Origin of the sequence: Croceibacterium ferulae, from assembly GCF_003660445.1 — a bacterium.
GTDB lineage: Bacteria > Pseudomonadota > Alphaproteobacteria > Sphingomonadales > Sphingomonadaceae > Croceibacterium > Croceibacterium ferulae.
In genome coordinates, this window is the sequence record NZ_QZVQ01000008.1 from 1 (window position 1) to 14389 (window position 14389).

Sequence of the window (14389 nt, forward strand, 5' to 3'; positions counted from 1 at the left end):
GCCAGATTGCGTACGCCCCCGGCGCTCACCGTCGACATCCAGCCGATCGGACGCGGTGCGACCATCGCGTTCAAGGGGTCATGCGGCAGCCCGTGCCCGTGTCTGGGCTCATAGAAGTGGTAATCCGTCATCCGCTATCCCAGCCGCCATTCTGTAAGGCCAAGTGGTATACTCGACTACGCACCCGGGCGCAGTCCCAGCTTCGCAAACAGCGCGGCGTCGGAATCCTCGCCCCGATTGCCGGTGGTCAGCAGCTTGTCACCGGTGAAGATAGAGCCCGCACCTGCCAGGAAGCACAAGGCCTGCGTGGCCTCGCTCATGCTTTCGCGGCCGGCGGAGAGGCGGACGATGCTGGTCGGCATGGTGATGCGCGCGACGGCCACGGTCCGGACGAACTCGATATCGTCGATCTGCGCCAGGGGCGTGTCCGCCAGCATGTCCCCCAGCACGGTCCCGCGCACCGGCACCAGCGCGTTGATCGGGACGCTTTCGGGCGGCTCGGGCATGGTGGCGAGCGCGTGGATGAAGCCGATCCGGTCCGCGCGCGTCTCGCCCATGCCGACGATCCCGCCGCAGCACACATTGATCCCGGCCTCGCGGACATTGTCCAGGGTCTCCAGCCGCTCGGCGAAGGAGCGGGTCGAGATCACGTTGGCGTAGTTCTCCGGGCTCGTGTCGATATTGTGGTTGTAATAGTCGAGACCCGCCTCGCCCAATGTCCGCGCCTGCTGCGGCGTCAGCATGCCCAGGGTCATGCAGGTTTCCAGCCCCATCGCCCGCACGCCGCGCACCATCTCGATCAGCGTGGGCATGTCCCTGTCCCTGGGGTTGCGCCAGGCCGCGCCCATGCAGAAACGGGTCGATCCATGATCCTTTGCCTGCGCCGCCGCCTGCAGCACGGCGCGCGGATCATTTGGTGCTCCGCTTTGATCATTCCCGGCGCCTATGTCGCGATCTGCACAGGCCGTCCAACGATCCCGGGGGAAAGCGAAGCACCGGCAGCCAGTGCCTCGCTCGACGGCTCACCCCGGATCATCCGCCCGGTCCGACACTGAGACTGGTTGCGAACATCGCCCCTGCGTGCGCGGGCAGCGGCGCGCAGCCTTGCCGACTCCATGCCCGTGAAGGCCGCAGCGGACAGCCCCCGCATGACGGTGATCACAAGGTCGGCAAGCACGTCGCCTTGTTCGGGAGCCAGCTGGCGGATATCCCGCGTGATCGTGGCGATAATCACTCCACTGGCGCAACACCGGCGGCCGCGACCCGGCTGGTGGCGCTGGCGACATTCACGATGTGGCCGCCATCGGCCATCACTGGCAGCAGCGCCTGCGTCAGGAAGAACGGTGGCGTTCTCGCTCCAGGCGTCCACGATCCAAGTGCAGCCGGACGGGCATGGATCATCCCCGATCAGCTCGGATCGCCTAGTGGCGGAGACGGAGGGATTCGAACCCTCGGTACCCGGATAGAGTACGGTTCCTTAGCAGGGAACTGGTTTCAGCCACTCACCCACGTCTCCGGAAGCGGCGGCCTATAACGAGGGCTGCCGCACCTATCAAGCGCCCCTTGCTGGTTGGTGCACCACATCACAGCCATCATTGGCCGCCAGGAGACGATTGGGCGTGTTTTCTGTTGATACCGGCCTGTCAGCTTCGTCTACGGGATGACAGCGGCCACCGGATGGCCGATCGTTCCGACCGGTCCTGTCGCAGCCGCTGTGCAGGTTGCCCCGGCAGTTCAGCCAATCAGGAACCCGATTCGATGCGTTTCATCCACACCGCCGACTGGCAGCTGGGCAAGCCCTTCGCCAGCTTCCCGGTCGAAACCCGTAACGTGCTGGACCAGGCACGGTTCGAGGCGATCGGCGCGATCGGTCGTGCCGCAACGGAACATGGAGCGGCGCATGTGCTTGTCGCGGGCGACGTGTTCGATACCGAGCATCCGGCCGAACGCACGATCGGTCAGGCGGTGCAGGCGATGGCCGCGCATCCGTGCCATTGGTGGCTGCTGCCCGGCAATCATGATTCGGCACGCAATGGCGGGCTGTGGGATCGGGTCCGGCACTGGGCCACCCGCTTCCCGCAGGCGCGCATAACCTGCCTGCTGGAGGCGGTGCCGCAGGAACTGGAGCCCGGCGCATGGCTGCTGCCCGCGCCGCTGCTGCACCGGCACAATGTGGACGATCCGACGGAGGCGTTCGACCGGATGGAGACACCTGCCGGCGCCTTGCGGATCGGGCTGGCGCATGGCTCCATCCGAGATTTCGGATCGCGGGGAGAGGCCAACAACCTGCTCCCGCCCGATCGTGCCCGCAAATCCGCGCTGGATTACCTGGCGCTGGGGGACTGGCATGGCGCGCTGCAGGTGGACGATCGTACCTGGTATGCCGGCACGCCTGAGCCCGACCGGTTCGAGCGGGACGATCCCGGTCAGTGCCTGGCCGTGACGCTGGCGCCCGGTGCCGCGCCGCAGGTGGAACGGGTGCGCACGGGCCGGTTCCGGTGGCTGCAGCGTGACTGGCGGATCGACAATGCGGGCGACCTGCAGGCCGAGCTTGCCCGCCTGCTGGCGACAGCGGATGCGGGCAACGCGCTGCTGCGGCTGACGCTGGCGGGCATGGTCACCATGGCGGACCGGCTGGCGATCCGCGACGCGCTGGTGGATGACCTCGCCCACCGCCTGCGTCATCTGGACCTGCGTGAAGGCGGGCTGGTCGCCAGCCCCACGCCGGAGGATCTCGCCACCCTGCAACGTGAGGGCATGCTGGGCCGCGCCGCCGCCTTACTGCACGAGCGGATCGAGGCGGGCGGCAGCGATGCCGCGCTGGCCCGCCGCGCGCTGGAGCGGCTGTTTGTGGAAGCAGCCCGCGCGGGAGATGGACAATGAGCATGATCGTGCGCCGCGTGGCCCTGGAAAACGTCCGCAAGTTCCGCACCCGGCACGAGATCGCCGGCCTCGCCCCCGGGCTGAACCTGGTGGTCGCGCCGAACGAGACGGGCAAGTCCACGCTGATGGAAGCGATGCGCGCGGCATTGTTCCTGCGGCACAAATCCACCGCCGGGCCGGTCCGCAGCCTGCAGCCTTTCGGTGACGATGTCGCGCCGGAGGTGGAGCTGGACTTCACGGTCGATGGTGCCGGCTATGCGCTGGCCAAGCGGTTCCTCAAGAGCGCGCGGGTCGACCTGTCCGGGCCCGGCGGGCGCTGGCAGGGCGAGGCGGCGGAGCACCACCTGCAGGAGCTGCTCGGCTTTGGGCAGCAATCGACGAAGTTGAACGCGGACACGTTGGGTGCGCTGGGCCTGCTGTGGGTGCCCCAGGCGGACGGGCTGGCCCCGGCCACACCTGGCGAGCAATTGCGCAGCGGGCTGGGCGGGGCCTTGCAGGAGGAGGCGGGCGCGCTGCTCGGTTCCGCCGCGTTCGATCGCGTACGTGCGCAGGTCGACAAGGACTGCAATCGCTGGCTGACGAAGACCGGCCGGCCCACCGGCGAGCTGAAGCAGGCGGCGGACGACCTGGCCGCGGCGGAGACGGCGCTGGCGGAGGCGGTGGCGCTGCATGGCCGGCTGGAAGGTGCATTCGACGAGCTGGAGCGCCGGCGCGAGGAACTGCGGCTGGTGCAGGCCGAATTGGCCGATCCCGAGGAGACGGCCCGCCGGGCAGACCTGACCACGCAGCTCGAACGCGCACGGGCCGCCGGGCAACTGCTCGCCACCGCCGACCAGCGGCTGGCGCGCACCACGGCGGAGCGGGAGGGGCTGCAGAAGCTGGCCGAGCGGCAGGCGCGGCTGGTCGAGGCCGAGCAACGGCACCGCGCCGATCTGGCGCGGGTGCAGGCGGAACGGCAGGGGCAGGGCGCCATCCTGGCCACGATGCGCGACCGGCTCTCCACGGAGAACACCGCCCGGGCCGAGGCGCGCACCGCCCGCGATGCGGCGCGGCAGGCGCTGTCCGAGGGGCAGGCCCGAGCCGCCGCTCACCAGCGGGCCGAAGCCCTGCGCCGTGCGGCCGACCGGCTCGACTCGCTGCGGACGTTGGAGGCCGAACAAGCCACGCTGAAGGAGCACGCCGGGCAGGCGGTTGAGCGCAGCGTGCTGGATGAACTCGCCGAATTGGAGGGCGCGATCGTGCAGGCGCAGGCGGCGCTGGACGCCGGTGCCGCCCGGATCGAATATGAAGGCAATCCGCCGCTGCTGGCCGACGGCGCACCGGTGCCGGCAGGCGAATGGCTGCTGACGCGGGAGATGCGGCTCGATCTGGGTGAGGGGCGGACCTTGTGGTTGCGTCCGCCGGCCAGCCTGGCCGGAGCGGAGGCGCGGCTGGCCGATGCGCGGGCCCGTCATGCGGCGCTGCTGGCGCAGCATGATGCGGCCAACCTGCCGGCATTGCGCGAGCGTGATCGTGTCGCACGGGAGGCGGCAGGGGAGGTGCGGGCACTGGCGGCGCAGATCACCGCCGAGACCCCGGCGGACCCGCTGCTGGACCTTGCCGCCGGGCCGAAGGCGCTGAAGCTGTTGCTGGCCGATGCTGCCGTCATGGAGCCGGACAGCGCGCCGGCCCCGGATGTGCCGGCACTGGCGCTGGCGCTCGACCAGGCGGAGCAGGCGCTCACCCGGGCGGACGACCGCGCCGCCGCCGCGCAATCGGCGCTGGAGGAGGCCGCCACCGCCGATGGCCGGCTGGCGGTCGCACAGGCGAAGGCCCAGACCGAACTCGACCGCACATCCGAGGAGCTGACGGCCATCGCTGCCGACTGCACCGACCTGCCCGCGCGCTTCGCCGCCGCCAATCAGGCCGAGGCGGAGGCGGTGTTGGCCCATGCCCAGGCAGGCCGTGCCGCGGAAGGCAGCGACGAGGGGGCGATCACCCGCCAGATCGAGCGCGCCAATCGCACGCGCGCCGCGGCAGAGGCCCGCCGGGGCGAGCTGGAGCGCGTCATTGCCGGGCTGGAGACCACGGTCACGCTGGAGGGCGAGAAGGGGGTCGGCGAGCGGCGCGATATCGCGCGTGGCGAGATGGATGCTGCCAAGGCCCTGCTGGATCGGCTGACGCTGGAAGCCGAGACGGTGCGCCTGCTGCGCGACGTGCTGGACAGTGCGCGGGAGGAGCTGAGCCAGCAGGTGATCGGCCCGGTGGCCAAGCGCGCCGCGCGCCATATCGGGCGCATCCTGCCGGGCTGCGCGCCCAGTTTCGATGCCGCGCTGAACCTGCATGCCATCCGCCGCGACGGGGTGGAGGAGGGCTGCGAGCATCTGTCCAAGGGCACGCAGGAACAGCTGGCCGTGCTGTCGCGCGTCGCCTTCGCGGAACTGCTGGGGGAGCAGGGGCAGCCGGTGTCGCTGGTGCTGGACGATCCGCTGGTCTGGTCGGACGATCTCAGGCTGGATGCCATGATCGACCTGCTGGAGGAGGTGGCCGGGACCATGCAGGTCATCGTGCTGACCTGCCGCGAACGCGCGTTCCGCGGCATGGGCGGCAACCGGGTGCAGCTGACCGCCGTCTGATGATCACCGCCCCGGCCGCCTGTTTCAGGCAGCCGGGGCGACAGGCATCTTACTCCGCCGCCTGCATCCCGGCGCGGCCGAACAGGCCCAGATCCTCTTCTGCGTTCGCCAGGACAGCGTCCTCCACTTCGTTGGCGGCCTTGGCCTTCTGCCGCTGGTCGAAGCTGGACCACACCTCGTTCCAGTTGCCGCGCGTCGCGGCCTTGGAATATTCGGTGGCCCGCTGCTCGAAGAAGTTGGCGTGCTCCACGCCGTTCAGCAGCGGGGTCAGCCAGGGCAGGGGATGCTCGTCGATCAGGTAGATCGGCTTCAGGCCCAGCTGGGTCAGGCGCCAGTCCGCGATGTAGCGGATGTACTTCTTGATCTCCTTGGGCGTCATGCCCTGCACCGGCCCCATCTCGAAGGCGAGGTCAATGAAGGCGTCCTCCAGCCGGATGGTGGTCTGGCACACATCGGCGATGTCGTCCTTCACCGCCTTGGTCAGGCAGTCGCGTTCCTGCGTGAAGGCGTGGAACATGCGGGTGATGCCTTCGCAATGCAGGCTTTCGTCGCGCACGGACCAGCTGACGATCTGCCCCATACCCTTCATCTTGTTGAAGCGCGGGAAGTTCATCAGCATGGCGAAGCTGGCGAACAGCTGCACGCCTTCGGTGAAGCCGCCGAACATGGCCAGCGTGCGGGCGATATCCTCGTCATTGTCGACGCCGAACTTCTGCATGTAGTCATGCTTGTCGCGCATCTCGTCATAATCGAGGAAGGCGCCATATTCGCTTTCCGGCATGCCGATCGTGTCAAGCAGGTGGCTGTAGGCCGCGATGTGGACCGTTTCCATGTTGCTGAACGCCGTCAGCATCATCTTGATCTCGGTCGGCTTGAACACCCGGCCATACTTCTCGTGGTAGCAATCCTGCACCTCGACATCGGCCTGCGTGAAGAAGCGGAAGATCTGCGTCAGCAGGTTGCGCTCATGATCGGACAGCTTCTGCGCCCAGTCCCGGCAATCCTCGCCCAGCGGCACCTCTTCCGGCAGCCAGTGCAGCTGCTGCTGGCGCTTCCAGAAGTCGTAGGCCCACGGATATTCGAACGGCTTGTAGGTCTTACGGGATTCAAGAAGGGACATGGGGCAAGCCTTGTGGTGTGCGTCGAAAGGGTGGGCGGTTTGCACCACCTAATGTGGCGGGGCCGGCCGATGCAACAACATCTTGTGGTTGACGTCATATTCGTGAGTCGTACGCAGGATAGGCTGACCATTACCCGGCGCGAACCCCGGGTGCGCCCTACGGTGTGGACAATTCGGTGGACGGTTTCACCGCCCTGCGATCCGCCCGTCCAGCCATTCCGCTGCCTGCGCCGGGCTGCGCTTATCCGCCGTGCGATCGACCGAATAGTTCGCCTGCTGCATCGCCCCGACCCCGATCGCCCCCACCAGCGGGCGCAGCGCGGCCAGCAGGCGCGGGTCCTGCGCGCGGTCGGGCGTGACCAGCAGCAGCGCATCATAGGCCGGCAAGGCGTTCGCCGGATCGTCCAGCACCAGCAGATCGTCCGCCGCGATCCGCCCGTCGGACGAAAAGGCGCTGATCACGTCAGCCTCCCCGCCGGCCAGCGCGTCATACATGAAGGTCGGCGCAAAGGTGCGGCGGCGCGCCGCGCCCAGGCCATACGCCTCGTTCACCGCGCTCCATTCGGGCCGGCGGAAGAATTCCAGGTCGCTGCCGATCGTCACCTGCGGCGCCACCCGCGCCAGATCCTCCAGCGAGGTGACGCCCAGCTCGCGCGCCCGCGGCTGGCGCATGGCGAACGCATAGGCGTTCTCGAACCCGAGCGCGCCCAGCACCAGCGTACCGCTGGTGTCCTGTTCCCACGCGGCAATTTCCCGATTCATCTGCGCGGCCGGCGGATTGCCTTCCCGCTTCATCTCGTTGGCCCACAGCGTGCCGCCGTAATCGACATACAGGTCGATCCCTCCGCTAGTCAGCGCCCGATGGATCACCGCCGAGCCCAGCCCTTCGCGGTAGCTAACGCGATAGCCCGCCGCTTCCAGCCGCCGCCCGACCAGCCGGGCCAGGATGTATTGTTCGGAAAAGTTCTTGGCGCCGATCGTCACCACCTCGCCCCGCTCCGCGCCGATGCGTGGCGCCACCAGCGCGGCGGCGAGGCCGGCGGCGAGCAGCGCCAGCGCGGTCCACACCAGGCCTGCGCGCCGGGTGGCCAGGCCGCGCTCCACCATGCCGAACAGCGCATCGGCGGTCAGCGCCAGCGCGGCCGATGCGATGCAGCCGGCCAGCACCAGCGACCAGTCCTGCACCTGCAGCCCGGCGAAGATCGGATCGCCCAGGCTCTGCTGCCCGATCGTGGTGGCGAGCGTTGCCGCGCCGACCGTCCAGACGGCGGCGGTGCGGATGCCGGCCATGACGAATGGCGCGACCAGCGGCGCCTCCACCAGCCGCAGCCGCTGCCAGCGCGTCAATCCCAGCGCATCCGCCGCCTCCAGCACGCCGCGGTCGAGCTGCGCCAGCGCGGTCACCGCATTGCGCAGGATCGGCAGCAGCGCATACAGCGCCAGCGCCAGCAAGGCGGGCAGGAAGCCCAGCGTCGGCAATCCTTCGCCCAGGACCGGGCGCAGCGCCAGCAGCACGGGAAAGAACAGCGCCAGCAAGGCGAGGGCAGGGATCGTCTGCACCAGCCCGGCAAACCCCAGCGCCACCCGCGCCACATGGGGCGACCGGCCCGCCCAGATCGCCAGCGGCAGGGCCAGCGCGATCCCCAGCAGCAACGCCGCCGCCACCAGCACCACATGCGCCGCCGTGGCGGGGCCAAGAGTGCCCAGGGCCATCAGCACGCCGTTCACTGCTGCACCCCCGCCAGGCGGCGGGCCTGATCGCGCGGCACCGCCACCAGCGCCTGCGCCTTCGGCCCGCCCGCCCCGTCCAGCAAGGATGCGGGAGTCTCGTCCGCGACCACCCGCCCGCGATCCAGCACCACGACCCGGTCGCACAGCAGCAGCGCCTCCGCCATGTCATGCGTCACCAGCACGGTGGTCAGCGCCAGTTCGTCATGCAGGGCGCGCACCTGCCGGCCCAGCGCGTCGCGGGTGACCGGGTCGAGCGCGCCGAACGGCTCGTCTAGCAGCAGCAAGGGCGGGCTGGTGGCCAGGGCGCGGGCGATACCGACCCGCTGCTGCTGTCCGCCCGACAGCTGCGCGGGCATCCGGGTGGCCAGCTCCGCCGGCAGCTGCACCAGATCGAGCAGTTCCGCCACGCGGCCCGCTGCGATGGGCATGCCCTGGATGCGCGGGCCGATTGTGATATTCTCCGCCACGGTCAGATGCGGGAACAGGCCGATCGCCTGGAACACGAAGCCGACCTGCCGGCGCAGCGCCACGGATGGCAGGGCCGCGACATCCTGTTCGTCCAGCAACACGCGCCCAGCGGTCGGTTCGGCCAGGCGATTGACGGTGCGCAGCAGGGTCGACTTGCCCGATCCGGAGGCACCGACCAGGGCCACGAAAGCACCCGGTGCAAAGTCCAGCGTCACCCCATCCACCGCGGCACTGTCGCCGTAGGTCTTGCTCACCCCATCGAAGCGCAGCATCGCATTCCCGCTCCGACCATTTGCCACCATCGGGCGCAGCCTAGCCGTCCGGGCTGCGGAAAGCCACCGGGCGGAGAGTGTCAGGCGCGGGCGCGGTTCGGGAGAGGCGCAGGGTTCAGCACGTCGGGCGTGCAGTTCTCGCGCACGATCCGCGCGCCTCCGGCGGCGACCATGGAACGCGGCGGCACGTCTTCGATCACGATGGCATGCGCCATGATGCGGCTGCCGGCGCCTATGCGGACGTCGCCGACGATCACCGCACCCGGTCCGATCCAGACATCATCCTCGATCACCGGATAGGCCGTCACCCGCCGGCCATCGGCGTCGATCCGGTCGCCCTGACCGATCGTCACGCCGTGGAACAGCGTCACGTTGCGGCCGATCACCGCGCCATGGCTCACCACCAGGCTCCAGCCATGCATGATGGCCAGGCCGGGCCCGATCGCCGTCTTCATCGGCAGGTCGATCGCCGCCATCTGGCACAGCAGCTTGTGAGCGACGGCCAGCAGCGGATGTACCAGTCGCCCGATCCGGGTTCCGCGCAGGCGATGGAACAGCCGCAGCGTCACCAGCGGGCGGAATGCCCGATCGGTCAGGAACAGGCGCAGCAGGGTGCCGGCACCGGCGCGGCACAGGCGGCGATGCATGTCCGCGTCCAGCGTGCTGTGCGCGATGGACGCGTCTGGCTCGTGCGCGGCTGGCTCGGCCAGCGCGATAGGCTGGCGCAATGCGGCTTGTGTCATGCTGAGCAGTCTTCCCCCTCGTATACACTGCCGAGCGTAGCGAGGACGGACGTCTCTGGAAGTCGCCCAATGGCGATGACCGGATGTGGGACAACGGGCGACAGGCCGGATGTGGCCTGCCGTGGGACGATCAAGGGGTGATGCAGGATTTCGCCACGATCAGCTCGCACACCAGGCCGCCCGGCTCAAATCGCCGTTCCCAGCTGCCGCCCAGCTGGCCGGTGATGCTCATTTCCACCAATCGCGATCCGAAACCGTCGATCCGTCCGTCGGCCTGCGCCGGCGGTCCGCCCGTTTCGGTCCAGCGGAGCAGCAGCGTGTCACCCTGATCGTCGATCGTCAGGTGCACGATGCCTTCATCCGCACCCAACGCGCCATATTTGGCGGAGTTCGTCGCCAGTTCGTGGAACACCAGCGCCAGGGGCGTGGCCGCCCGGGCGGCAATGGCCGCGTCATCACCCACCACGCGCACGCGCTTCTGGCCGGCGGAGCTGTAGGGATCGAACAGGTCACCCAGCAGGCCCAACAGGCTGTTGCGATGATCCGCGCCGGTCGGGCGGACATAATCATGCGCCCGGCCCAGCGCCCGGATCGTGCCGGTCAGTTCATCCGCAAAGCCTTTGTGTTCCGGCTGCTTGCGTGCGGAGAGCGATATGAGGCCTGCGACCACCGCAAAGATGTTCTTGATCCGGTGCGACAATTCACGGGCCAGCAGATCGTTGTCCTCGGACTGGCGATGCATCGTGTCGATATCGGTCGCGGTACCGAACCAGCGCACGATGCGGCCATTGTCGTCCCGCACCGGCGCCGCGCGGGAAACGACCCAGCGATATTCGCCATCGTGCCGGCGCGTGCGATGCTCGATCTCGTAAGGCGCGCCCGTGCGGATCGACTCCGCCCACCGAGCCTTGCAGTCGGCCAGGTCATCCGGGTGGATGGCGGAGCTGGCGGTCAGCGTGGTGAGTCCGGTGAACTCCTGCATCTGCCGGTTGAAATAGTCGAAATTGCCGTCCGCATCGGCGGACCAGACCAGAGCCGGCACGCTGTCGGCCAGCGCGCGAACCAGGAATTCACGCCGTTCCAGCTGCAGCACGGCCCGCATCTCGTCCCGCCGGGCATTCAGGCGGCGCATGACGGCGCGCGCCAGCACGGCCAGTCCGTCCTGCTGGAACCGGGTCAGGCCCTGCGGCCGGGCGGTGCTGTCGATCACGCACAGCGATCCCAGCGGAGCGCCGTCGTCACTCACCAGCGGATGGCCGGCATAGAAGCGGATGTTCGGCGCGCCAGTCACCAGCCCGTTGTCGAAGAAGCGGGCATCCGTTGTCGCGTCGGGTACCTGCATCACCTGCCGCTGATGCATGGCATGGGCGCAGAAGGACTGAGCGCGCGGTGTCTGCGACACCGGCAGGCCGGTGCGCGCCAGGAAGACCTGCGTGTCGGCCTTGACCAGGCTGACCAGCGATATGGGGGTCTCGCACAATTGCGCGGCGAAGCGCACGATGGCGTCCAGGTCCTCGTCTCCGGTCAGGGCGTCGCTGCCAAAGGAAGCAACCTCGGCCAGCCGCTCCTCTTCGCCCATCGCTGCGGGCAGGGCCGACGGCCACGATTCAGATTGCGGTGTTTTCAAGGTGCTGTGCTCCGGACCTTGCCTAACAGATTGCCTGGCGGGGCGAAAGTCAAATGCGGCGGCACTGGCATTGGGCGTGCGCAACGCTATAATGCGCGGCATAAAGAAAATTGCGAGAGGAATGCCAATCATGCGAGCGACCCCCACGTTCGACTGGGCGCTGTCCGACGACGCGTCCACCATCCAGGACAGCGTTGCCCGCTTCGCGGACGAGGTGGTCGCCCCGCTTGCCGAACGGACGGACCGGAAGGACCAGTTCCCGGCGGAGCTGTGGCCCCTGATGGGTGAAATGGGCCTGCACGGCCTGACCGTCGCACCGGAAGATGGCGGTCTGGGCATGGGTTATCTGGAACATGTCATCGCCATCGAGGAGATCAGCCGGGCCAGCGCCTCCGTCGGCCTCAGCTATGGCGTCCATTCCAACCTGGCGATCAACCAGATCGCGCGCTGGGGCAATGCGGAGCAGAAGGCCCGCCTGTTGCCGCCGCTGATCGCCGGCGATCAGGTCGGCGCACTGGCGATGAGCGAGGTCGGCGCCGGGTCCGACGTCGTGTCCATGAAGCTGGCCGCCAACCGCGTCGATGGCGGCTGGAAGCTGGATGGGCACAAGTTCTGGATCACCAACGGCCCTGTCGCCGATGTGCTGGTGGTCTATGCCAAGACCGATGCCGATGCGGGCCCGCGCGGCATCACCGCCTTCATCGTGGAGCGCGGCATGGCCGGCTTTTCCGTCGGGCAGAAGATCGAGAAGCTGGGCATGCGCGGCTCGCCCACGTCCGAGCTGCTGTTCGATGGCTGCGTGATCCCCGACGCCAATGTGCTGGGCGAGGTCGGCGGCGGCGTGGCCGTGCTGATGAGCGGGCTGGACTACGAACGCGCGCTGCTGGCGGGCGTGCAGCTGGGCATCATGCAGGCCTGCCTGGACGTGGTCATCCCTTATGTCCGCGAACGCAAGCAGTTCGGCAAGCCCGTCGGCACGTTCCAGCTGATGCAGGCCAAGGTGGCGGACATGTATGTCGCGCTGCAATCGGCGCGCGCCTACACCTATGCCGTGGCCCGGGCCTGCACCAACAACAATGTCACCCGCTTCGACGCTGCGGGCGCGATCCTGCTGGCGAGCGAGAACGCCTTCCGCGTGGCGGGCGAGGCGATCCAGGCGCTGGGCGGGGCGGGCTACACGCTCGACTTCCCGGTGGAACGCTACCTGCGCGATGCCAAGCTGCTGGACATCGGCGCCGGCACGAACGAGATTCGCCGGATGCTGATCGGACGGGAACTGATCGGCGCATGACCGCGCCGACGATCTCCAGCAAGCTCGACGCCACCAGCCCGGAGGCGCAGGCCCGCGCCGCGCACAACCGCGCGCTGGCGGCGGAACTGCGGGAGCGGGTGGCGCAGGCGGCGCTTGGCGGCGGGGAGGCTTCGCGCGCCCGCCATCAGGCGCGCGGCAAGCTGCTGCCGCGGGAGCGGGTGGAGAGGCTGCTCGACCCCGGTTCGCCCTTTCTGGAGATCGGCCAGCTGGCGGCGGGCGGGATGTATGGGGACGAGGTGCCCGGTGCGGGCATCGTCGCCGGCATCGGCCGCGTATCCGGCCGGCTGGCGATGATCGCCGCCAATGATGCGACGGTGAAGGGCGGCACCTATTATCCGCTGACGGTGAAGAAGCACCTGCGGGCGCAGGAGATCGCGGAGGCGAACCGCCTGCCGTGCATCTATCTGGTCGACAGCGGCGGGGCCAACCTGCCGCATCAGGCGGAGGTGTTCCCCGACCGCGACCATTTCGGGCGCATCTTCTACAACCAGGCGCGGATGAGTGCTGCGGGCATCCCGCAGATCGCCTGCGTCATGGGCAATTGCACCGCCGGCGGCGCCTATGTCCCGGCGATGAGCGACGAAAGCGTGATCGTCGCCAATCAGGGCACCGTGTTCCTGGCCGGCCCGCCGCTGGTGGAGGCCGCCACGGGCGAGAAGATCACGGCGGAGGAGCTGGGCGGCGGTGACCTGCATGCGCGCAAGTCCGGCGTGGTGGACCATCTGGCGCAGAATGACGATCACGCCATCACCATCCTACGCGACATCGTCAGCCACCTGCCGCAGCGCCCCGGCGCCATGCTGGAACTGGCCGAGCCGCGCCCGCCCGTGCTCGATCCGGAGGAGCTGTACGCGCTGATCCCGGAGGATGTGCGCGCGCCCTATGATGTGCGGGAGGTGATCGGCCGGCTGGTGGACGGATCGCAGTTCCACGAGTTCAAGGCGCTGTACGGCACCACGCTGGTGTGCGGCTTTGCGCATATCTGGGGTATGCCGGTCGCTATCCTGGCCAATAATGGCGTGCTGTTCAGCGAATCCGCCACCAAGGGCGCACATTTCATCGAGCTGGCCTGCCAGCGCGGCATCCCGCTGCTGTTCCTGCAGAACGTGTCCGGCTTCATGGTCGGCGGCCGGTACGAGGCGGAGGGCATCGCCCGTCACGGGGCCAAGCTGGTGACGGCGGTGGCGACGGCGCAGGTGCCCAAGATCACGCTGGTAATCGGCGGCAGCTTCGGTGCTGGCAATTACGGCATGTGCGGGCGGGCCTACTCCCCGCGGTTCCTGTTCACCTGGCCCAATGCCCGCATCAGCGTGATGGGGGGCGAACAGGCCGCCAGTGTGCTCGCTACCGTGCACCGCGATGCCGACAGCTGGACGGCGGAGGAGCTGGAAGCGTTCAAGGCCCCGATCCGCGACAAATACGAGGCGGAGGGCAACCCCTGGTACGCCACCGCCCGCCTGTGGGACGATGGCGTGATCGACCCTGCGCAGAGCCGCGACGTGCTGGGCCTGGCGCTGTCCGCCTGCCTGGAGGCGCCGATCCCGGAGACACCGCGCTTCGGCGTGTTCCGCATGTAACGCGCAGCCGGGAAGGCATCGGCAGCCGTTCGCTTGCCATT

Annotated in this window: 11 protein-coding genes, 1 tRNA gene and 2 pseudogenes; 5 read left to right on the forward strand and 9 right to left on the reverse strand. The window is 68.8% G+C overall.

The features are described 5' to 3' along the window. Both D5S08_RS17130 and bioB read right to left on the reverse strand, forming a co-directional pair. A pseudogene (locus tag D5S08_RS17130) lies at positions 1-131 on the reverse strand (flavin reductase family protein); the annotation flags it as partial. A gap of 45 nt (positions 132-176) precedes the next feature. Next, positions 177-911: pseudogene (bioB, locus tag D5S08_RS10250) on the reverse strand (biotin synthase BioB); the annotation flags it as partial. On the opposite strand from bioB, the gene D5S08_RS16625 reads away from it, so the two are divergent. Next, on the forward strand, positions 867-1055 hold the full coding sequence (locus D5S08_RS16625; protein WP_145963204.1) for a hypothetical protein: 189 nt from the start codon (positions 867-869) through the stop codon (positions 1053-1055). The pseudogene bioB and the gene D5S08_RS16625 sit on opposite strands and share 45 nt — an antisense overlap. Positions 1056-1230: 175 nt before the next feature. Here the strand turns inward: D5S08_RS16625 and D5S08_RS17135 are convergent, their stop codons facing one another. Together D5S08_RS17135 and D5S08_RS10265 are read right to left on the reverse strand one after the other, a co-directional pair. After that, positions 1231-1401, reverse strand: a complete 171-nt coding sequence (locus D5S08_RS17135; RefSeq protein WP_241557342.1) for a hypothetical protein — start codon at positions 1399-1401, stop codon at positions 1231-1233. A 24-nt stretch (positions 1402-1425) separates the two neighbouring features. After that, positions 1426-1516, reverse strand: a tRNA-Ser gene (locus D5S08_RS10265). Positions 1517-1758: 242 nt separating this feature from the next. Between D5S08_RS10265 and D5S08_RS10270 the strand changes: the two genes are divergently transcribed. Continuing rightward, positions 1759-2883, forward strand: a complete 1125-nt coding sequence (locus D5S08_RS10270) for a metallophosphoesterase family protein (protein WP_121118204.1) — start codon at positions 1759-1761, stop codon at positions 2881-2883. Further along, the gene (locus D5S08_RS10275) at positions 2880-5498 is read left to right on the forward strand and encodes an AAA family ATPase (protein WP_121118206.1); all 2619 of its coding nucleotides are present in this window, start codon (positions 2880-2882) and stop codon (positions 5496-5498) included. Before D5S08_RS10270 ends, D5S08_RS10275 begins: the two co-directional genes overlap by 4 nt. A gap of 49 nt (positions 5499-5547) precedes the next feature. On the opposite strand, the gene D5S08_RS10280 is transcribed toward D5S08_RS10275, so the two are convergent. The 5 genes from D5S08_RS10280 to D5S08_RS10300 all read right to left on the reverse strand — a co-directional run bounded on the left by D5S08_RS10280 (position 5548) and on the right by D5S08_RS10300 (position 11411). Then, the gene (locus tag D5S08_RS10280) at positions 5548-6618 is read right to left on the reverse strand and encodes a ribonucleotide-diphosphate reductase subunit beta (RefSeq protein ID WP_121118208.1); all 1071 of its coding nucleotides are present in this window, start codon (positions 6616-6618) and stop codon (positions 5548-5550) included. A 186-nt stretch (positions 6619-6804) separates the two neighbouring features. Continuing rightward, positions 6805-8331 carry an ABC transporter permease/substrate-binding protein gene (locus D5S08_RS10285; RefSeq protein ID WP_175578923.1) on the reverse strand — a complete coding sequence of 509 codons (1527 nt, stop codon included), beginning with the start codon at positions 8329-8331 and terminating at the stop codon, positions 6805-6807. 11 nt (positions 8332-8342) lie between these two features. Next, a complete protein-coding gene (locus D5S08_RS10290) occupies positions 8343-9089 on the reverse strand; it encodes an ATP-binding cassette domain-containing protein (RefSeq protein ID WP_121118212.1) in 747 nt (248 codons plus the stop codon). 80 nt (positions 9090-9169) lie between these two features. Further along, on the reverse strand, positions 9170-9832 hold the full coding sequence (locus tag D5S08_RS10295; RefSeq protein ID WP_121118214.1) for a serine O-acetyltransferase: 663 nt from the start codon (positions 9830-9832) through the stop codon (positions 9170-9172). Between the two features lie 130 nt (positions 9833-9962). After that, positions 9963-11411, reverse strand: coding sequence for a sensor histidine kinase (locus D5S08_RS10300; protein ID WP_121118216.1), 1449 nt, complete (start codon positions 11409-11411; stop codon positions 9963-9965). A 178-nt stretch (positions 11412-11589) separates the two neighbouring features. On the opposite strand from D5S08_RS10300, the gene D5S08_RS10305 reads away from it, so the two are divergent. Beyond that, on the forward strand, positions 11590-12750 hold the full coding sequence (locus D5S08_RS10305) for an acyl-CoA dehydrogenase family protein (RefSeq protein WP_121118218.1): 1161 nt from the start codon (positions 11590-11592) through the stop codon (positions 12748-12750). Beyond that, entirely contained in the window at positions 12747-14348 is a 1602-nt protein-coding gene (locus tag D5S08_RS10310; protein WP_121118221.1) for a carboxyl transferase domain-containing protein, read from the forward strand. The genes D5S08_RS10305 and D5S08_RS10310 overlap by 4 nt, the downstream gene beginning before the upstream one ends. Positions 14349-14389: the final 41 nt, after the last annotated feature.